We start from the raw sequence: 20,010 nt of genomic DNA, 5'->3' as shown, positions 1-20,010 counted from the left end.
CGTCAGGCGGCGAACGGACGGGTTCGCTTGGCGGAACGCAGGGCCTGCGCCCACCAGGTGAGCTGGTTGATCAGGGCCTTCGCCGCGACGTCGGCGGCCGGGTCGATCGCCCCGCCGTCGGCGTCGAACCGGGCGTGGGCGCCGTGGAAGCTCACGGTGTTGCGGATGGTGACGGCGTTCAGCTCGGCGAGCACGACCCGCAGCTGCTCGACCGCGCGCAGGCCCCCGGAGAGCCCGCCGTAGGACACGAAGCCGACCGGCTTGGCGTGCCACTGGTGGTTGTGCCAGTCGATGGCGTTCTTCAGTGCCGCCGGGAAGCTGTGGTTGTACTCGGGGGTCACCAGGACGAAGGCGTCGGCCGCCTCCAGCCGCGGGGAGACCGCCGCGAGCAGTTCCTCGGTGCCCGGCGCCGGCGGGGCGCCGAAGGACGGGAAGACGGTGGGCAGCGGGGTCTCGACCAGGTCGACGACGTCCACGTCCAGGTCGTCGTACTCGGCGAGGTGCGCGGTCAGCCACCTGGTGACGACGGGGGCGAACCGGCCGTCCCGGGTGCTGCCGACGAGGACCGCCACCCGGAGCCGGTCCCGACCGGCGGCCGGGTCGGTCGGGCTCTCGGCCGTGGTCTCGACGGCGGTCTCGATGCTGCTGGACATGGGGGTTCCCCTCCGCTGTGTACGTCGTATCGGATAGATACAACGTACACATCACTGCGTACAACGTCTACTCCTGATACGGTGTACGCAGAAGATTCGCCGGAAGGAGCCCGCCCCATGACCGCTCAGCAGCCCCCCGCCGGGCCGGACGGCCAGGACGGCGAGAAGCCCCGCACCTCCCTGTGGGAGCGCCTCGAACGCCCGGCACCCGCCCCCCGCACCACCCTCACCCCACAGCGGATCGCCGAGGCGGCCATCGCGATCGCCGACGCGGAGGGCCTCGACGCCGTCACCATGCGCCGACTGGCCACCACCCTGGGCGTAGCGCCGATGGCCGCGTACCGCTACGTCTCCGGCAAGGACGAACTCATCGAGCTGATGGTCGACTCCGTGTACGGCGAGCTGGCCCTGCCGGATCCGGCCGCCGGCTGGCGCGACACCATGCGGACCCTCGCCACCCGCCTGCGCGCCAAGACGCTGGCCCACCCCTGGACCGTCCGGGCCACGGCCGTCCCGCTCACCCCCAACCAACTGGCCGTCCCCGAGCGGGCGTTCGCCGCCCTCACCGGCCAGGGGCTGGACGCGGACACCATGATGGCGGTCTTCCGGACGGTCACCGGCTACGTCCGCGGGGCCGTCGCCGCCGAGATCGGCCTGGCCGACCTGATGCGCGAGAACGGATGGTCCGACGGCGACGACACCCGGGTCGGACTGGCCCCGCAGATGTCCTGGCTGATGGGCACCGGCCGCTACCCCGCCTACCAGCGCTACCTGGGGGAGGCCACCCGCAAGGACGACCAGGACTGGCAGTTCGAGACCGGCCTGGACTGCGTCCTCGACGGCGTCGCCGCCCGACTGGGCATCTGACCGGGCATCCGGCCGGGCGTCTGACCGGACCGCCGATCCGGCCCTGCCCGGCCCGGTACGGTGGCCCCATGACCGTCGATCACGTGCACAACTCCCGTCCCCCGAGCGGCGATGCGCTCCTCCACGACACCTCGCAGCCGTTCGCGGCACGGCTCGGCCGGCTGGTCCGCGCCTGGACGGAGTCGGGCCGGGAGGCGGACTGGCTGGTGAGCGGCGACGCCTTCTTCGCCGCCTGGTGCTGGCACCTGGCGGACGCCCGCCGATCCGAGCAGTACGACGGGGAGACCGTCGCCTATCTCCGCAGCGCCCACGCGGCGATCGGCGGCGCGCCCGGCTGGAACGCCCTGCTCCGCCGGCGGGACTTCTGCTCCTGCCACGGCGATCAGTGGCGGTTGGAGAACATCTCGATCTGCCTCGGCTGCATGCGCTACGTCTGCTACCAGCTCGACGGCCCCTGCCCCTGCGGCCGTTCGGAGATCGTCGGCTGAGCCGGGCCCGCCACCGCCGCTCGGTGGCGCGCCCGGGCCGTCGTCAGGCCAGCCGGTCGCGCTCCCAGATGACGAGGTCGGCGATCTCGGTCGGGTCGACCAGCAGGCCGAAGTGGTCGCCCAGGTCGTCGGGGTCGGGCGCATCCACCTCGGGGCGGAAGACCCGCTCGACGGGCGGGTTCCCCTCGATCGCGTTGAGCTGGCCGATCAGCGTGTCGGCCTTGTCCGGCGCGACCCGCTCGTCGCCCTCGGCCTGGGAGATCCGGTCCCTGTCGATGCCCGGGTCGCCGCCGAACACCCCGTTGGTGAACAGCGCGTAGAAGCCGCCGAGGTCGCTGACCGGCACCGGGCCATGGCAGGCGAGGAAGAGCCCCTCCCGCAGGTTGGAGGCCGGCGCGAGGGCGGCAGCGCCCGCGAGTCCGCCCCCACCGGGTGGCCCTCGGCCACGTGGGCGCCGAACAGTGTCGCCCGGCCGCCCTGGGAGTGGCCGACGATCACGAACCGGGCCGGGGCGTCCGTGCCGGCGAGCTGCCCGACCACCGGGACGATGTCGAGGATGCCGCGCCCCTCGGAGTCCCCCAGCAGGAAGGGGTGGACGCCATAGGTGCCCAGGCCCTCGTAGTCGGTCATGGCCACCGCCCAGCCCTCCTCCAGGAAGGCGTTGAGCAGCTCGTGGGGGGCCTTGTTGATCTTGCGGAGGAGGCCGAACGCGGTGCGCCCGGGCGGGCCGAGCGCGTCGGAGTCCATCGACGGCGCGCACCTGTCGGCGCTGCCGACGGTGCCGTGGACCCAGGCGACCCGGCCCCGATCACCCGATTCTGCTCACGCGCCACCGGCCTGCCCGTTCGGGGCGAGCCGCCACAGCCGCCACGACAGCCACGCCCCCGGCCGTGACGCCGCCCATAAATAGTAGCCATGGACATAGTAGCCATGTACTCTATTCGATATGAGCAAGGGTTCACCGGGCCCCACGCCCGGCTTCCTGGTGTGGCGACTCGCCAACAAGTGGCGCGTCGCCGTCGATCGCGCGCTGGCCCCGCTGGGCCTCACCCACGCGCAGTACTCGCTGGTCGCGTCGCTGCACGGCATGCAGCGCGCCGGCGAGCGGCCCAGCCAACGCCGACTCGCCGACCACACCGGACTGGAGGCGCTGTACGTCTCGAAGCTGGCGCGCGCCCTGGAGTCGGCCGGCCTGATCGAGCGGACCCGCGATCCCCGCGACCCGCGCGCCGTGCAGCTCGCCCTCACCGAGCAGGGCCAGGCCGTCACACGGCAGGCCATCGCCGCGGTCCAGGAGCTGCTCCAGCAGCTGATGGAGCCGCTCGGCGGCCTGGACGCCCCGCGGACGCACGCCTTCACCGCCGAGCTGACGGCCCTGCTCGACGTACCTCTCGCTCCATCCCTACCGACCGACGAGAGCACTCAGGGGACAACACCGTGACCATCGGCACCGCACTCACCAGCACCGCACCCCTCGCCGACGCCCGCGCGCTCGGCCTGGCCCACTACGCCGCCCGCGGTGTCCTGGAGCACGTCCTGGCCCGGCACGGCCTCACCTTCCAGGAGCAGGTCGCCCTGCGCGCCGCCATCACCGCCGACGCCCCGCAGACGCCGGACGGTCTCGTCGCCCGGGTCCAGGGCTCCCTCAAGGCCGATCCGGCCGACCTCCACGCCACCCTCGACGGCCTGCTGGCCAAGGGGCTGCTCGTCGCGGACGGCGCGTGCCTGCACCCCACGGACGCCGGGCGCGAGCTGCTCGCCGCCGTCGGCGCGGAGACGGCACCCGTCTCCGCCCGCATCTGGGGCGGGATATCCGAGGAGGACCTGGCCGCCGCCGGCCGCGTCCTCGCCCTGGTCACCGAGCGCGCCGACGCGGAGCTCGCGGCACTGACCGCCTGATCACCCGACCGGCCGACCGACCACCTACCTGCCCGCCCGCCCGCCCGGAACACGGGAGTAGGAGGTCGGACGGGCCGACTTCCTACTCCCCGGAGTTCTTCGGGGCCACCCAGATCTCGCCGGGCTGCGGGCGGTCGGCCGGGACGGGTTCGCCGAAGCCGCTGAGGGTGAAGGTGCCGGACGGCTCGCGACCGGACGAGTCGAACTCCACCTTCAGGGGGTACGGAGTGCCCTCAGCCGCCACCGAGACCTTGGTGATCCCGGACAGCCCCGCCGAACGCAGGACGATCACCGGGGTCCCGCCGACCGTTCCGGTCGCGATCCGGGCGACCTTGAGGGTCTTCGTGGTGGGCGACTCGCTGCGGATCAGGTCGGCGACGAACTGGGCGGAGCACCGCGCGCGCCACTCCTTCAGCACGGCCTCGTCGTCCGGCTGCCACTTCGACATCAGGGCGAACACCTCCTCCCGGTCCTCGGGAGGGGTGTGGCTCCTGGTGTCCGAGTCGTACTCCAACCAGGCCCGGTCCGGGTGCGACCAACCCTCCTCGCCCACCTTGCGGAAGAGGAAGGAGCCGTGCTCGACCCTGGACTCCCCGACGCAGTTGCCCTGCTGGTCGAAGGAGACGCGGTAGCCCGGGTTCGCCGTCCGGCTCGGCTGCTCGGCGAGCAGCGTCACCGAGGGGGAGCCGAGCAGCGCCTCCCGGGCCTTCTTGGCGAGTTCCAGCGCCACGGTGTCCTCGCTGGGCGAGGCCGTGATGCTCGGGACTGCCGGGACTTCCGGGGGTGGACTCTTCTCGGCGGCACCGCACGCCGCCAGTGCCACCATCGCCACGGCGGCCAGACCGGCCGACAGGACTCCCGAAGTCCGCACGCTTCCACCCCTGTTCGATCCGGAGCCTTCACTGTCCCATACAGGGAATGGAGCGGCCGACGGGTGTCCACAGCTTCAGCTGGAACCAGACGGTCTTGCCGATGTAGCCGTCACCGCGGAGGTGGGCGCCCCAGGAGTCGGCGAGGGCGGTGACGAGTTCGAGCCCGCGGCCGCTCTCGTCGTCGGGGGTGGACCGGCGGGGTTGGGGGAGGTCCTCGCTGGCGTCGGTGACCTCGACCCGGAGGAGGGCCGAGTCGAGGACCAGGCAGCGGACCCCGATGAGGCAGTCCCGCGGGGTGCGGGCGTGACGGCAGGCGTTGGTGACCAGTTCGCTGAGAAGGATGTTCACCCAGGAGTCCACGGGCCGTTTGTCCTGCTGGAGACCCCCGACCACGAGTGCCTGGCGTACGAGGAGGGACAGTCGATGGGGATGCTTTACGCCGACCGGGAGAAAGTCAATCTGCCCGCCGCCTGGGGCGGACTTCCTCGCGTTCGCGGCCGAAGCTCAGGTGTCGGCGGCCGAGTGACCTCCTAGTGGAATGGGCGGGCAACCACCTCCCACCCACCCAAGTACCGCTGCTGCCAGCATGTATGACTAATCGTCACTATTGGCCACCATGCGTTCCCGACGTGTAGCGTGCGCACCAACGAATCAACCCCCGCCGGTGCGCCAACACCGAACGGGGGTTTGACCAGCACGATCGATGGGACTCGATCCTGTGGCTACCCACGACTTTAGCGTTCCCGCGCCCGCCATGGCCTCGTCCGGCTACGGAAAGCGCTCCGCGCCGGGTGAATCCGCCCGTAGCGCCGAGGACTTCGCACACCTGCCCGTCCGCGAGGCGTACCTGGCGAGCCTCATCGACCACCTGCCCGAAGGGGCGGCGATGGACACCAAGACGCTCGCCGCGGACCAGCCCCTCTACGGGCAGCAGGCCGTCCGGACGGCGCTGAACAGCCTCTCCGCCGCCGGGCACCTGCGCCGCATCCGCGAGCGGGTCGGCGCCGACCGCACCCAGTGGGTGTTCCGCACCTACTTCTCCCGCACGGCCCGCACCGACGGCTGGTGGGCCCACTTCCTCGCGACCGGCGAGGCCGGCGCCCCGGACGCGCCCGCCGAGGTTCACCCGGACGAGCGCCCGGCCCCGGAGCCGCCCCGCTCGCCCGCCTACGCCGCCCTCGCCGGGCTCGGCCTCGCCGACGCCCGCCTGCCGCTCTCGGCCGCCGACTGCGCCGCCCTGGAGCCGCTCGCCGCCCAGTGGCTGGCGCGCGGCACCACCCCGGACCTCTTCACGGCGGCCCTCGCCTCGGGGCTCCCGCCCTCGGTCCACAGCCCGGCCGGCTTCGTCCGGCGCCGGCTGATCGACAAGATGCCCCCGGAACGCGCCCGGCCCCCCGCCCCGGCCCCCACCGGCCGGGTCATGGAGTGCACCGCCTGCCGCACCCCGGGGCGCCCGACAGCCCTCCTCGGCGGCATCTGCCGGGCCTGCCGCACCGGCGCCACCACCGCACCCCCACCCCAAGCCCGCCTCGCCCCGACGGCGGTCCGTACACACGCCGCCCGCATCCGCACCACCGTCGGCTGGACCCCTGCCCCTCGCGCCTACCGGTCGACGGCCATGGCCCCGGTCCGCCGAGCGAACTCCCGCACACCGGGCAGCCCCACCGGCGCATAGAGAAGGTCCGAGGCAAGTGCCTGCAAGGCAGGTCGACGGACCTCCTCCGGCGCCACCTGCTCGACCATGCGAAGCGCGGCAAAGGTCTGGCGGTGATCGCCGAGGCGGTGCCACATGCGGGCGCAGTCGGTTCCGTACCTGGCACGGCGCTCTGCTGTCGGCAGGCGACCCGGGCTGATTCGCGCGGCGTGTGACACGGCCTGGTCGGGCGTTCCCAGCGCCGTGTGGACACCGATCCAGTACAGGTCGATCTGCGTACTGGTGGCGTCGACCGTGAACAGCGGGCCGGCAGCTCCCACCTCAGCACCTGCCAGGCGATCCACGGCATCCGTGGCTCCCGCCATGAGATCGAGCGCATCGCCGCGCTGCCGATCGCACGCGGCGGTGTAGGCGGCAGTCATCAGGAGCGTCGCCTCCACGGCCTGCGACTCGGCAGCCGCGTCCTGCGACAGCGAGGAAGCGGTGCGGCGCAGGAGATCGACCGCCGCCGCCGAACGCCCCGCACGCCTCATGGTGATGGCGAGGACGCGGGCGGCCTCGCCGAGTACGGCCGGACTCCCGCTGGCCCTGGCCGCAGAAACGGCCCGGTCTGCGGTAGCCCAGGCGACGTCGGCGTGTTCCTTGACGGCAAGCTCGGTGGCCAGGACATACGCGCGGGCCACACATGCATGGGCCAGATCCCTGTTCCGCCCGGCCGAGGCGTCCCTCGTCGCCTCGGCCGCACCGAGGAGGGCCGGCAGAGTCTGGGCCAGGGCGCGGTACCCCGCGGTGTTGAAGACGACACGCGCAGAGAAGAGCGTCCGCCGCAGCTGCTCAAGCGCGACGGGGGCTGCGGGCCCTGCCACGTACAGGGCCCCCTCGATGCGAGCCGCCGTATCGGGCACGGTCTCCGAGACGGCCACGGGCGCGGTGAGCAGTGACGCACCCGCTCCGGCCATACCCGCGAGCAACTGCCTCCGGAGCACAGCGGCCTCCCGACTTTGCGTCACATGTCCTGCCAGGGTAGCCCTCTGTTCACGTGCACGGCCGAATTCATTCGACAGCGCACGCGCCGGGTAGACAAGCCCAAGATCGGCCGGCGACAGATCCAGCGCCTCGGCGATCAGAAGCAGGGCCTGCTCGGTCGGCCGGAGCATTCCCGCCTCGACCCGACTCACCGCCGACGCGGAGTACCCGCACGCCTGACCGAGCTGCGCCTGGGTCATCCGCAAAGCGGACCGAGCACCCCGGATGACCGACCCAAGCCGGCAGGACGGCGGAATCGACACGGCCAGGCCCTCCAACTGTGCGGGCTGCCAACGCTAATGGTGAGAGCTCCGGACAGGGGAGGGCGTGCACGACGCATGCGAAGCACGCACACGGCGTGCGGGGGCGCCCTCGCTGCATTCCCGCGAGGAGTCAGGCCGTGTTGCCTGGTGAAGCCGGCCGGCACCCTCGTCCCGAGTCCCTCCCGGAGGAGACCGCCGTGAGCGTGATCCAGCTCGATCCCCCCGCTACGCCGAACCGCCCCTGCACCCCGAATCCGCCCGGTACGCTGCCCGAGAGGGACCTGGGCGCCTGCGCCCGCACCTGCCCGGTCTGCGGGTCGAGCTCGACCTACCAGACCATGGACGGCCGCTGGGGCTGCGTTCAGTGCGGTTCCACCTGGGCCTGACATCCTGAGCCCCAGACCAAGGAGGACCACCATGGCCGGAGTCGGCCCGGTCTGTGCGGAGTGCCGTACCGCGCCCGCCGTGATCGAGGATCTGGATCTGCAGCCGCCCCGGCCGTGGTGCCTCGCCTGCGCACTGGTCCTGATGAAGGTGGGCGAGCCCGTGACCAGCTACCGGGAGCTCGACGGCGGCGGCGCGTACACCCGCGCGCTCGCCGGGACGGGCACCACGCAGACCCTTCGCTTCGGCTGAGCCCGGCCCGCCTCGCCCCGACGGCGGTCCGTACACACGCCGCCCGCATTCGGGCTGGGCTGATCACCAGCCGATCATGAATATTCACAGGCGACGGCGTTAACCTATGCAAAATCCAAAGGTGAACTAGGTTACAAACCTTGCAATCAAAGCCACCCGGTTTGCCCACATGCTGAGATCCGTGCAATAGTCGAGGAAGTCCAAGGGCGGGCAACGATAAATCCCGCCGTGGACACCCAGAACTACGGCTGGCCCGACCTGGCGCAGCCGTCGACCATCGCACGGCACGCACCCCCTTGGCCGGCGCGATGACTTGCACGGGCCCCCACGCACCGGACCACGGTGACATCGGGGGCCCTGCGCGTTTTCCGGACCGGGTCGGGCGAACCGCGGTGAACCGGGGCCGGGCCTCAGTGCCGCTCGCGGACCTTCAGCTCGAACCAGACGCCCTTGCCGCGCGGCAGCAGGTCCGCGCCCCAGCGGTCGGCCAGGTCGTCGACGACCTTCAGCCCCCGCCCGAACTCGTTGATCGGCAGCGGCTCGGCGAGGATCAGACAGGGCAGCGCCCGCGAGGAGTCCCGCACCTCGACCCGCAGCCAGCCCGGTTTGCGCGTCACCTCAAGCCCGATCGTCCGCCCGGCCGCGTGCCGCACCGCGTTGGCGACCAGCTCGCTGGTGAGCAGTTCGCCCACCTCCAGCTGCTGGTGCAGATCCCACGACTCCAGCACCGAGAGCACCAGTCGGCGGGCCACCGGGCCGGACTCCGGCCGGGACGGCAGCCGGACCTCGCCCGGCTCGTCCTGGTCGCACAACTTGCCGTAGTACATCTGCTCCAGCTCCTTGGAGCTGCGCCCTTCCAGCGTCGCGAGCGCGTCTTGGAAGCACATCCAGGACGCGTCGGCGACCAAGCTGGACCCAGGAAGTGATGACTGATCTGTTTCGCCCCAACCCGCCATGCGGACCATCATTGCGGAACGCAAGCGGCCGCGTACGGACAATGAGCAAACGATCACCACCCGTTCGGCATATGCCGGACGCAACCCGGGTCCACGAACCGTCAAGCCCGGGTTGCCGCCGACCGCCTCCTACCAGGCGCTCCAGCCCAGGTTCCAGCCGCTCAGCCCGTTGTCCGGCTCGACCTGGCCGCGCGAGGAATTCTGCACCTTCACCACGTCCCCGATGAGCGAGCCGTCGTAGAAGGTGCCCGCGGAGGTCGAACCGCCGCCGCCCTTCACGTCCTTGAGACCGACGCAGCCGTGGCTGACGTTGTCCTCGCCGAAGGCGTTGCTCCAGTAGTTGCCGTGTACGTACGTCCCGGAGGTGGTCAGCCGCATCGAGTGCGGCACCTGGAGGTCGTACGGCGCGCCGGTCATCCCGGGCATGCTGCTGGACTGCATCCGCACCACGCCCTCCTTGGACATCACGACCATGGTGCCGTTCCAGGTCGGGTGCTCGGGCGAGCCGGAGGTGATGTCGATGACGGAGGTCTGGCCGGAGGTGACCACCGTCATCTCGTGCGTCTTGGCGTCAACCGTCGAGACCTGCGATCGCCCGATCGTGAAGGGCTCGTCCCGCTCCACTCCCCCGTACACGCCCGGGGCGATCTCCACGTTCTTCAGCCGGTAGTGCATGGTGACCTTCGTACCCGGCGCCCAGTACGCCTCGGGACGGAAGTCCAGCCGGCGGTCGCCGAACCAGTGGCCCTTCACCACCGTCCCGTTGTCGGTCTCGAAGGTGATGCCCTTGGCGACCGCCTCCTTGTTCTTGACGTCCTTGTCGAAGTCCACCGAGACGATCATGCCGACGCCGTAGGTGGCGTTGTCGGTGATGTTGTCGCTCGCCTTCGCCTCGCGCTCCGGCGTCAGCGTGGTGAAGCTGCTGTCCGCCGCGGCGACCACGCCGCCGGCGTCCGTCGCCATCGCGCTCACCTGGTAGGCGGTGCCGACCGCGAGGGGCCCGGACGGGGTCCAGCTGCCGCCGTCGGCTGCGATCGCCCCGGGTATCTCCTTGCCGGTCCTGTCGCTGACCTTGACCGTGGTGAGCTTGCCGCCCGCCACCGCGACCTTCAGCGCGCCGTTCGGCGCCACGTCCACCGAGCCGGCCTTCGGCTGGATGTCCAGCACCGCCTGCGAGGTCTTCGGCGCCGCGCTCGACGCGGCGGCCGCCGGGGCCGGAGCCTGCGCGGACCCGGTGGCACCCGCGGACGCGGTCGACGCGGCCCCCGCGGTCGCGCCACCCCCGAGCTCCGCCTTGGCCGCACTGCCGCCGCCCCCGCCGCTACCGCCGCAGGCGCTGGTCAGCACCATCACGCCGCCCAGCACACCGACGGCCATGACCCTGCGTATCGACTTCACGTCGACTTCCTCCCTCGATCCCGCCCCTGGTCCCCATGGACTCGACAGATACACGCGGGGACCACCGAAAAGGTTGCGCCATTCAGGTGGCAATTACCCCGGGAACCACGACCGGCCCGACCCCAACGAGTGAGGATCGGGCCGGTCGTCGTCAAACCGGGACTACCGGTGGCTACCGCCGGGTAGGGGTAACCGGTTCGGCTACCAGTTCGCCCAGGCGAGGTTCCAGCCGCTGAGCCCGTTGTCGGGCGCGACCGTCTTCTCCTTGGAGTTCACGACCTTGACCACGTCGCCGATCATCGAGTCGTTGAAGAACTTGCCCGCGACCGAGGCGTCGCTGCCGTCCTTGGTGTCCTGCATCGAGATGCAGCCGTGGCTGGCGTTGGTCTTGCCGAACGGGTTCGCCCAGTAGTTTCCGTGCACGAAGGTGCCGGAGTTGGTCAGGCGCATTGCGTGCGGCACGTCCGGGATGTCGTACTCGGCACCGAGATTGACGGTCTGCGAGTTCATCCGGGTGACCTTCTCCTTGCTGGAGATCACCATCACGCCGTTCCAGGACGGGTTCTTCTCGTCACCGAGGGTCACCGGCACGGTGTGCGGCTGGCCGTCCCGGACCACCGTCATCGTGTGGGCCGCGGAGTCGGCGGTGGAGACCTGCGAGCGGCCGACGGTGAACGGCTCGTCCTTGTCCACGTCGCCGTAGACGCCCGGCGAGACCTCGACGTTCTTCAGCCGGTACTTGATGACGACCTTGGTGCCCGGCTTCCAGTACTCGGCCGGACGGAAGTCCAGCCGCCTGGCGCCGAACCAGTGGCCCTTCACCTCGGTGCCGTCGCTGGTCTCGAAGGTGATGCCCTTCGCGACGGCCTCCTTGTTCTTGACGTCCTTGTTGAAGGCCACCGAGACGATCATGCCGACGCCGTAGGTGGCGTTGTCGGTGATGTTGTCGTTGGTGGAGATCTTCTTGTCCGGCGTCAGCGTGGTGAACGAGGTGGTCGACGCGGCCACCAGGCCGTCGGCGTCCTTGGCCTGCGCGTTCACCTTGTACGCCATGCCCACGGCCAGCGCGGCGTTGGGCTTCCAGCCGGAGCCGTCCGCGGCGATCGCGCCCTCGACCGGCTTGCCCTCCTTGTCGGTCACCTCGACCGCGGTGAGCTTGCCGTTCGCCACCGAGACGTTCAGCGCGTTGGTCGGCGCGACGTCCTGGGCGCCGTCCTTCGGCTCGACCGACAGCACGGCGGCCGAGGTCTTCGGCGCCGCCGAGGTCTGCCCGCCCGCCGGGGCGCCGCTGGCGCCCGCCGTCGCGGCCGCCTCGTTGGAGCCGCCGCCGTTGCCGTCGCCGCCCTTGTCGTCCCCGCAGGCCGCGGTGAGCAGCAGCACCCCGCCCATCATCAGCGCCATCGCTCCGCGGCGCATACGAAGGTTGGTGGTACGTATCGCGGCGTCGGCCGCCCTAACCTGCTTCACGGTCTCTCCCCTCCCGGTGTCCACCCTGATGGACGCGCGGATACCCGGACGGGTTGCACCCCGGCCGTGATCTTTCACGCCGGGCTTTCGGCGCGGCAAGCAGGATAACTGGGCCGAATGAGTGAACCCCGGGGGGAGGGCGGTGAACCAGGTGTGGAACCAGGGTGAAGATCTACCCGACCGATGGCGGTCTCAGGGCTGCCGGGCCCGGCCGGTCAGTGCTCCAGCGCGCTCCCGGCCCGCCACTGCTCCCAGGGCAGGTTCCAGCCGTTGAGCCCGTTGTTCGGCGGGACGAAGTCCCCCGTCGAGGCCTTCACCTCGATCACGTCCCCGGGGACGGTGTGCTCGAAAAGCCAGCCCGCCGGGCTGTCCTTGCTGGTGCCGCCCTTGGCGTCGGCCAGGCCGATGCAGCCGTGGCTGGTGTTGGCGGTGCCGAAGACCCCCGGGTCGGCCCAGTAGTTGCCGTGGATGAAGGTGCCGGAGTTGGTCAGCCGCATCGCGTGCGGGACGTCCTTGATGTCGTACTCGTCGCCCATCCCGACGGTCTGCGAGTTCATCCGGGTGACCTTGTACTTCTCCGACACCACCAGGACGCCGCGGTAGGTGGTGTGCTTGGGATCACCCCCGGACACCTTGAGCACCTTCACCGCCTTGCCGCCCGCGCCCTGCCGGACGGTGAGCGTGTGGGCGTCCAGGTCCGCCGTGGAGACCTGGGCCCGGCCGATGGTGAAGCGGACGTCCTTGGACTGGGTGCCGAACTCGCCCGGCGCCCCCTGCACGTCCTTCAGCCGCAGCGCCACCGCGACCTTGGTACCGGCCGCCCAGTACGCCTTCGGCCGGAAGTCCAGCCGCTGGTTGCCGAACCAGTGCGCGGCCACCTCGACGGCCGGCTCGGCCGTCACCGCCACCGCCCGCTCCACCGCCGCGCGGTCGGTGATCGGCCTGCTGAAGCGCAGCGAGACCGGCATGCCGACGCCGACCGTGGAGCCGTCCTCCGGGGTGAAGAAGGCCACGAAGGTGTGCGCCCGGGCGACGGTCGAGAACGCCGAGTGCTGGGCCGCCTTCTGGCCCTGCTCGTCCTCGGCCACCGCGTCCAGGGTGTAGGCGGTGCCCAGCGGGAGCGGGCCGTCCGGCGTCCACGAGGCACCGTCCTGGCTGATCGTCCCGGCCACCTCGGCGCCCTTGGCGTCGGCCAGCCGGACGGAGACCAGCCGGCCCGGCGCCGCCGAGACCCGCACCGGGCCCTCCGGCGGGACGTCCTGCGCGCCGTCCGCGGGCAGGGCGCTGATCGCCGCCCGGGAGGCGGGCGGCGGCGCGGCCCGGCCCGGCGGGGCCGCATCACCGCCGCCCGAGGGGGCGCGCCCGCCGGTGCAACCCGTCAGCACGGCCAGGCACAAGCCCAGCGCCGCCGTCCGCCGTGCCCAAACCCGTTGTCGGGGCCGCATCCCGGGGCCTCCCGCCGTTTCCGTCCGATACCCCGCTAACGAGGGCAATCACGACAGGACACGCAGAACGCTCACACCCACGGCCGTACCCCGACCACCGCCCGACCGCCGCCCGACCGCCGCCCCCGGCCGCCATCCGCCGGTAAGCCACCGTTCAGCGGCTTCCGATCAGCAGGATCAGGGAAAGAAAGGTGGGCGGGGTCCGGGACACCCCGCCCAGGGAGGGTGCGGCCATGGCGTCAGGGCAGGAGCTGGAAGCCGGTGCGCGGCGGCTCGACGGCGGGCCCCGCGCCGAACCGCCACCCTGGCCCGGCAGCTGGCAGCCGCTCGGCGCCCGCTTCCGCACCGACGCGCAGGGCCGCCAGGGCACCAACTTCGCGCTCTGGGCGGCCGGCGCCGAGGCCGTCGACCTCTGCCTCTTCGACGAGGACGGCCGGGAGAGCAGACACCGGCTCACCGAGCAGGACTTCCAGACCTGGCACGGCTTCCTGCCCGGCGTCGGACCGGGCACCCGGTACGGCTACCGGGTCCACGGCCGCTGGGACCCGTGGACCGGCGCCCGGTGGAACCCGGCCAAACTGCTGCTCGACCCCTACGCCCGGGCCGTCGACGGCTGCTACACCGCCCACGACGCCGTCTGCGGCTCCGTCCGCAACTGGCCCGAGGCAGACGTCGCCGACACCGTGCGGGACAACCGCGACTCCTCCCGCCACGTGCCCCGGTCCGTGGTCGTCCACGATGACGACGACTGGTACGACGACCACCGCCCGAAGACCCCGTGGGCCGAGACCGTGCTGTACGAACTGCACGTCCGCGGCTTCACCATGCGCCACCCCGGCGTCCCGCCCGAGCTGCGCGGCACCTACGCCGGACTGGCCCACCCCGCCGCGCTCGAACACCTCACCGGCCTCGGCGTCACCGCCGTCGAGCTGCTGCCCGTCCACCAGTACGCCAGCGAGGACCACCTCCAGGCCCGCGGGCTGGTCAACTACTGGGGCTACAACACCGTCGGCTACTTCGCCCCGCACGCCGGCTACTCCTCCTCCGGCAGCCGCGGCGGCCAGGTCGGCGAGTTCAAGCGGATGGTCCGCGCCCTGCACGCCGCCGGGATCGAGGTGATCCTCGACGTCGTCTACAACCACACCGCCGAGGGCGCCGAACTCGGGCCCACCCTCTCGCTGCGCGGCATCGACAACGCCGGCTACTACCGCCTCCCGCTGCACCGCCCGCGCGGCTACGCCGACTACACCGGCTGCGGCAACACCCTGGACACCCGCCGCCCGCACGTGGTCCGGCTGATCACCGACTCGCTGCGGTACTGGGTCACCGAGATGGGCGTGGACGGCTTCCGCTTCGACCTCGCCGCCGCCCTCGCCCGCGGCGGCGACGGCGTGGACATGGACCACCCCTTCCTCGCCGCCGTCTCCCAGGACCCGCTGCTCAGCCGGGTCAAGCTGATCGCCGAGCCCTGGGACGTCGGCCCGGGCGGCTACCAGGTCGGCGGCTTCCCGCCGTTGTGGGCCGAGTGGAACGACAAGTACCGCGACACCGTCCGGGACTTCTGGCGCGGCGCCCGCCCGGACGTCCGCGAACTCGGCTACCGGCTCTCCGGATCCTCCGACCTCTACCAGCGCGGCGGGCGACGCCCGTACGCCTCCGTCAACTTCATCACCGCCCACGACGGATTCACCCTGCGCGACCTCGTCTCCTACAACCGCAAGCACAACGAGGCCAACGGCGAGGCCAACCGGGACGGCACCGACGACAACCGCTCCTGGAACCACGGCACCGAGGGGGAGAGCCCCGACCCGGCGGTCCAGGGCCTGCGCCGGCGCCAACTGCGCAATCTGCTGGCCACCCTGCTGCTCTCCACCGGCGTGCCGATGATCACCGCGGGGGACGAGTTCGGCCGCACCCAGGGCGGCAACAACAACGCCTACTGCCAGGACAACGAGGTGAGTTGGCTCGACTGGTCGCTCCTGGACGACGCGGGCTGGCGCGACCTGCGCGACCTCACCGCCCGACTGGTCCGACTGCGCCGCACCCACCCGGTGCTGCGCCAGCGGGCGTTCTTCTCCGGCCGGGCCCCCGCACCGGGCGGCCAGCCCGACCTGGCCTGGTTCACCCCGCTCGGCAAGGAGATGACGGAGGCCGACTGGTTCTCCCCCACCGCCTGCCTGGGGATGCTGCTCTCCGGCGCCGCGATGTCCGAACGCGACGAGGAGGGGCGCCAGTTGACCGACGAGAGCTTCCTGCTGCTGCTCAACGCCGGCCCCGGCGAGCCCTCGTTCACACTGCCCGGCGAGCCCTGGGCCGCGCCGGACGCGGTGTACCGGACGGTGGTGGACACCGCCTCGGACACCCTGGACGACGCCGCCGCCTCCGCCGGCGCCGACCCGGACGCGCCGCCGCGGAGCTACCGCCCGCAGGAGGCCGTGCTGCTGGGCGCCCGCTCACTGCACCTGCTGCGCACCCCCGCCCCACGCTGAACCCCGGACGCGCCGGCCCCCTCCACCGCACCGGCCCCACCGAACGTCCGCGTGCAGAGGAGCCTTCGCCGCACCCGGCACCGCCGGTGGCCGGTTCTCGCCGACAGGTCCGAAAAACCGGATGAGAAATGACGCGCCCCCGGCCTACCCTCACCGCGATGGCCGATTACGAAGACCCAGCGCTGCCCGATCCACCACCCCGGACCGGGCAGCACCCCCCGGACCCACCCGGTCCGGAGCCCGCCTCGCGGACCGCCGACCCCGCCCACCGGTCGACGGTCCGCTCACTGCTGCGCCTGTGGCCCTACGCCCGGCAGATCCGCGGACGGCTGGCCGCCTCGATCGGCTCGGCCGTCCTCGCGATGTTCAGCGTGCTCGGCGTCTCCCTGGTGCTCGGCCGGATCGTGGACGGCCCGATCGCCCACCACGACCTCGACGCGCTCTGGCCGCTGATCGGCCTGCTGCTCGCCCTGGGCCTGGCCGAGGCGGCGCTCTTCTACACCCGCCGGGTGATCCTGGCCCGCCCGCTGGCCGGGCTGGAGACGGCTATGCGCGGCGACCTGTTCGCCAAGCTGCAGCGGCTGCCGATCTCCTTCCACGACCGGTGGGGCTCGGGCCAGCTGCTCTCCCGGGCGACGGCCGACATGTTCACCATGCGGCTGTTCCTGACCTTCCCGCTGGTGTTCCTGGTCGTGAACTCGGTGATGTTCCTGGCCGGAACGGCCCTGATGTTCACCCAGGACTGGCGGCTCGCGCTGATCGTGCTGGTGCCCGCCGTCCCGCTGATCGCCCTCACCCGGCGCTTCGAGGACGGCTACTCCGGCGCCGCCCGCCGCGCCCAGGACCAGAACGGCGACCTCGCCACGGTGATCGAGGAGTCCATCCTCGGCATCCGGATCCTCAAGGCCTTCGGCCGCCACCGCTCGATGGCCGAGCGGTTCCGGGCCCAGACCCGCGACCTGCGCCGCACCGAGCTGCGCAAGGCCGGCCTGCTCGCCAACCTCTGGGCGGTCATCGTCGGCCTGCCCGAGCTGGCCCTCGGCTGCGCGCTCGCGGCCGGCGCCTACCTGGTCGCGCACGACGAGCTCAGCGCCGGCACCCTGGTCGCCTTCCTCTCCACCGCCCTCGCGCTGCGCTGGCCGGTCGAGTCGCTGGGCTGGCTGCTCGCCTACGCCAACGAGGCCGCCACCGCCACCGACCGCTTCTTCGAGGTGCTGGACGAACCCGAACCGGACGACCGGGGCGCCCGGCAGGGCGCCGGCGGCACGACCGACGGCATCCGCCTCACCGGCGTCCGCTTCCGCTACCCCGACGCCCCGCCGGGCACCCCCGACCTGCTCCAGGGCGTCGACCTGCACATCCGCAGCGGCGAGACGATGGCCCTGGTCGGCGCGACCGGCAGCGGCAAGACCACCCTCACCGCGCTGCTCCCCCGGCTCTACGAGGCCACCGCGGGCAGCATCACCCTGGACGGCCTGGACATCCGCGAGCTGTCCCGGCAGCGGCTGCGCGAGCTGGTCGCGGTCGCCTTCGAGGAGCCCACCCTGTTCTCCGCCACCGTCCGGGAGAACGTCCTGATGGGCGCGCCCGGCGCCGGCCCCGAGCAGCTGCGCACCGCCCTGGCCACCGCCCAGGCCGACTTCGTCGACCGGCTCCCGGCCGGGGTCGACACCGAGGTCGGCGAGCAGGGCCTCAGCCTCTCCGGCGGCCAGCGCCAGCGGCTCGCACTGGCCCGCGCGGTGGTCGGCGACCCGGCCTTCCTGGTGCTGGACGACCCGCTCTCCGCGCTGGACGTGCACACCGAGGCACTGGTCGAACGGGCCCTGCGGGAGGTGCTCGGCTCCACCACCGCCCTGGTCGTGGCCCACCGCCCGAGCACCGTCCTGCTCGCCGACCGGGTCGCGGTGCTCGCCGACGGCCGGATCGAGGCCGTCGGCACCCACCAGGAGCTGCTGCACGGCTGCGCGCGCTACCGCGAACTGATGTCGGGCGAGGCCGCCCTCGCCACCGAGGGGAGCACCTCCCGATGACCACCACGATCGACCCCGCCGAGCGGACCGCGCCGAGCGAGCCGAACGAGCCGGCCGCGGAGGAGCTCCCGCCGCCGCCGGACGAGGAGGACATCCCCGTCCCGCCCGGCGCACCGCGCGCCCTGCTGCGCTCGCTGCTCGGTCCGCACCGGGCCCGGATCGTCACCGCCATGGTGGTGATCCTGGTCCAGCAGGCCGCCATGCAGTCCGGCCCGCTGCTGGTCGCGATCGCGATGGACCGGGGCATCCCGGCGCTGCGCGAACACGACGCGGGCCCGCTGATCGCGGTGATCTCCGCCTACCTCTCCTGTGCGGTGCTCAGCACCGTGCTCCAGTGGGTGTTCATCAAGGTCAGCGCCCGGATCAACCAGGACATCCTGCTGGAGCTGCGCGGCCGGATCTTCCGGCACGCCCAGCGGCTCAGCCTGGACTTCCACGAGCGCTACACCTCGGGCCGGATCATCTCGCGCGCCACCAGCGACGTGGACGCGCTGCGCGAGCTGCTCTCCGAGGGCCTCCAGGAGCTGCTGACCGTCTTCCTGTCGGTCTGCTACATCTCGGTCCTGCTGCTGGTGATGGACTGGCGGCTCGGCCTGGTCTCGCTGGCCTCGTTCCTGCCGCTGGCCCTGATCGCCCGCTCGTTCCGCCACCGCTCGCGCAAGGTCTACCGGCGCTCGCGCACCTCGGCCGCCTCGCTGATCGTCCGCTTCACCGAGACCATGAACGGCATCCGCCCGGTGCAGGCCTTCCGCCGCGAGCGCGCCAACGAGGCCGCCTTCGGCGTGGTGAACCGGCAGTCGGCCACCGCCATGGCGGACGGCCTGCTGGAGATCGCCCGCTTCGTCGGCCTGGCCCGCGCCACCGCCAACCTGTGGCTCGCCGGCGTGGTGCTGCTCGGCGCCTTCCTGGTCACCGACGGCGGCCTCGAACTGGGCGTGCTCACCGGCTTCGTGCTCTACCTGCGCCGGCTGTACGACCCGATCGACCAGCTGGCGATGTTCCTGAACAGCTACCAGTCGGCCGCCGCAGCCCTGGAGAAGATCGCCGGCCTGCTCGCCCACGAGCCGACGGTGGCCGAGCCCGAGCGGCCGGCCGAGCTGCCCGCCACCGCCCGCAAGGGCCGCGAGGTGCACTTCGAGAAGACCCGCTTCGCCTACCGGACGGGCAAGGAGGTGCTGCCGCCGTTCGACCTGGCGCTGCCTGCCGGGCAGACGGTGGCCGTGGTCGGCGCGACCGGCGCCGGCAAGTCGACGGTCGCCAAGCTGCTGGCCCGCTTCTACGACCCGACCGAGGGCCGGATCACCCTGGACGGCGTGGACCTGCGCGAGCTCGCCACCCCCGAGCTGCGGCGCGGGGTGGTGATGGTGACCCAGGAGTCCTTCCTGTTCTCCGGCACCGTCGCCGAGAACATCGCGATCGGCCGGCCGGGCGCCACCCGCGAGGAGGTCGAGCAGGCCGCCCGGGACATCGGCGCCTACGGCTTCATCGCCGAGCTGCCGGACGGCTTCGACACCGACGTGCGCAAGCGCGGCGGCCGGATCTCGGCCGGCCAGCGCCAGCTGGTCGCCTTCGCCCGCGCCCTGCTGGCCGACCCGGCGGTGCTGATCCTGGACGAGGCGACCAGCTCGCTGGACGTGCCGGGCGAGCAGGCCGTGCAGCGGGCGATGCGCACGGTGCTGGCCGGGCGGACGGCCGTGATCATCGCCCACCGGCTCTCCACCGTGGAGATCGCCGACCGGGTCCTGGTGATGGACCAGGGCCGGATCGTGGAGGACGGCACCCCCGCCGAGCTGATCGACGGCATCGGCCGCTTCGCCGAACTCCACCGGGCCTGGCGGGACAGCCTGGTCTGAGCCCGGCCTCCGGG

General features: G+C 72.2%; 18 protein-coding genes and 1 pseudogene. 9 read left to right on the top strand and 10 right to left on the bottom strand.

The annotated features are described in order from the left end of the window. Positions 1–2: 2 nt before the first annotated feature. On the bottom strand, positions 3–653 hold the full coding sequence (locus ACGFZP_RS07065) for an NADPH-dependent FMN reductase (protein ID WP_392929397.1): 651 nt from the start codon (positions 651–653) through the stop codon (positions 3–5). Between the two features lie 117 nt (positions 654–770). Between ACGFZP_RS07065 and ACGFZP_RS07060 the strand changes: the two genes are divergently transcribed. Beyond that, positions 771–1,520, top strand: a complete 750-nt coding sequence (locus ACGFZP_RS07060) for a TetR/AcrR family transcriptional regulator (protein WP_392929395.1) — start codon at positions 771–773, stop codon at positions 1,518–1,520. A gap of 68 nt (positions 1,521–1,588) precedes the next feature. Beyond that, positions 1,589–2,008, top strand: coding sequence for a hypothetical protein (locus ACGFZP_RS07055; protein WP_392929393.1), 420 nt, complete (start codon positions 1,589–1,591; stop codon positions 2,006–2,008). 43 nt (positions 2,009–2,051) lie between these two features. On the opposite strand, the gene ACGFZP_RS07050 is transcribed toward ACGFZP_RS07055, so the two are convergent. After that, positions 2,052–2,354, bottom strand: a complete 303-nt coding sequence (locus tag ACGFZP_RS07050; protein WP_392929697.1) for a hypothetical protein — start codon at positions 2,352–2,354, stop codon at positions 2,052–2,054. Between the two features lie 110 nt (positions 2,355–2,464). Next, a pseudogene (locus ACGFZP_RS07045) lies at positions 2,465–2,755 on the bottom strand (lipase family protein); the annotation flags it as partial. Between the two features lie 199 nt (positions 2,756–2,954). On the opposite strand from ACGFZP_RS07045, the gene ACGFZP_RS07040 reads away from it, so the two are divergent. Next, positions 2,955–3,449, top strand: a complete 495-nt coding sequence (locus ACGFZP_RS07040) for a MarR family winged helix-turn-helix transcriptional regulator (protein WP_392929391.1) — start codon at positions 2,955–2,957, stop codon at positions 3,447–3,449. Next, positions 3,446–3,907: a MarR family transcriptional regulator gene (locus tag ACGFZP_RS07035; RefSeq protein ID WP_392929390.1), complete on the top strand. Its 462-nt coding sequence runs from the start codon at positions 3,446–3,448 to the stop codon at positions 3,905–3,907. Before ACGFZP_RS07040 ends, ACGFZP_RS07035 begins: the two co-directional genes overlap by 4 nt. A gap of 82 nt (positions 3,908–3,989) precedes the next feature. Here ACGFZP_RS07035 and ACGFZP_RS07030 read toward each other — a convergent pair whose 3' ends face one another. Both ACGFZP_RS07030 and ACGFZP_RS07025 read right to left on the bottom strand, forming a co-directional pair. Next, on the bottom strand, positions 3,990–4,778 hold the full coding sequence (locus ACGFZP_RS07030; RefSeq protein WP_392929388.1) for a hypothetical protein: 789 nt from the start codon (positions 4,776–4,778) through the stop codon (positions 3,990–3,992). 28 nt (positions 4,779–4,806) lie between these two features. Continuing rightward, positions 4,807–5,127, bottom strand: a complete 321-nt coding sequence (locus tag ACGFZP_RS07025; protein WP_392929386.1) for an ATP-binding protein — start codon at positions 5,125–5,127, stop codon at positions 4,807–4,809. Positions 5,128–5,533: 406 nt separating this feature from the next. Between ACGFZP_RS07025 and ACGFZP_RS07020 the strand changes: the two genes are divergently transcribed. Then, positions 5,534–6,454: a MarR family transcriptional regulator gene (locus ACGFZP_RS07020; protein WP_392929384.1), complete on the top strand. Its 921-nt coding sequence runs from the start codon at positions 5,534–5,536 to the stop codon at positions 6,452–6,454. Here the strand turns inward: ACGFZP_RS07020 and ACGFZP_RS07015 are convergent. Continuing rightward, positions 6,382–7,722, bottom strand: coding sequence for a helix-turn-helix domain-containing protein (locus ACGFZP_RS07015; RefSeq protein ID WP_392929382.1), 1,341 nt, complete (start codon positions 7,720–7,722; stop codon positions 6,382–6,384). The genes ACGFZP_RS07020 and ACGFZP_RS07015 overlap by 73 nt on opposite strands. Before the next feature lie 417 nt (positions 7,723–8,139). Between ACGFZP_RS07015 and ACGFZP_RS07010 the strand changes: the two genes are divergently transcribed. Continuing rightward, positions 8,140–8,358 (top strand): hypothetical protein, encoded by a 219-nt coding sequence (locus ACGFZP_RS07010; RefSeq protein ID WP_392929380.1) that lies wholly within the window; start codon positions 8,140–8,142, stop codon positions 8,356–8,358. 410 nt (positions 8,359–8,768) lie between these two features. On the opposite strand, the gene ACGFZP_RS07005 is transcribed toward ACGFZP_RS07010, so the two are convergent. The 4 genes from ACGFZP_RS07005 to ACGFZP_RS06990 form a co-directional block, all read right to left on the bottom strand. Further along, positions 8,769–9,245 (bottom strand): ATP-binding protein, encoded by a 477-nt coding sequence (locus ACGFZP_RS07005; RefSeq protein ID WP_392929378.1) that lies wholly within the window; start codon positions 9,243–9,245, stop codon positions 8,769–8,771. A gap of 198 nt (positions 9,246–9,443) precedes the next feature. Further along, positions 9,444–10,712, bottom strand: a complete 1,269-nt coding sequence (locus tag ACGFZP_RS07000; protein ID WP_392929377.1) for an Ig-like domain-containing protein — start codon at positions 10,710–10,712, stop codon at positions 9,444–9,446. A gap of 201 nt (positions 10,713–10,913) precedes the next feature. Next, complete coding sequence (locus tag ACGFZP_RS06995; protein WP_392929375.1) at positions 10,914–12,179, bottom strand: Ig-like domain-containing protein; 1,266 nt, start codon at positions 12,177–12,179, stop codon at positions 10,914–10,916. A 215-nt stretch (positions 12,180–12,394) separates the two neighbouring features. Beyond that, positions 12,395–13,624 (bottom strand): Ig-like domain-containing protein, encoded by a 1,230-nt coding sequence (locus ACGFZP_RS06990; protein WP_392929373.1) that lies wholly within the window; start codon positions 13,622–13,624, stop codon positions 12,395–12,397. A gap of 233 nt (positions 13,625–13,857) precedes the next feature. Here ACGFZP_RS06990 and glgX point away from each other — a divergent pair, with 233 nt between their 5' ends. The 3 genes from glgX (at position 13,858) to ACGFZP_RS06975 (ending at position 19,996) form a co-directional block, all read left to right on the top strand. Next, positions 13,858–16,113: a glycogen debranching protein GlgX gene (gene glgX / locus ACGFZP_RS06985; protein WP_392929371.1), complete on the top strand. Its 2,256-nt coding sequence runs from the start codon at positions 13,858–13,860 to the stop codon at positions 16,111–16,113. Positions 16,114–16,271: 158 nt separating this feature from the next. After that, entirely contained in the window at positions 16,272–18,143 is a 1,872-nt protein-coding gene (locus ACGFZP_RS06980; protein ID WP_392929369.1) for an ABC transporter ATP-binding protein, read from the top strand. Next, positions 18,140–19,996, top strand: coding sequence for an ABC transporter ATP-binding protein (locus ACGFZP_RS06975; protein ID WP_392929367.1), 1,857 nt, complete (start codon positions 18,140–18,142; stop codon positions 19,994–19,996). The genes ACGFZP_RS06980 and ACGFZP_RS06975 overlap by 4 nt, the downstream gene beginning before the upstream one ends. Positions 19,997–20,010 lie beyond the last annotated feature (14 nt).

It is taken from the genome of Kitasatospora sp. NPDC048239 (assembly GCF_043202015.1).
Classification (GTDB): Bacteria; Actinomycetota; Actinomycetes; order Streptomycetales; family Streptomycetaceae; genus Kitasatospora.
This window is presented reverse-complemented; position numbering and strand designations above follow the sequence as displayed.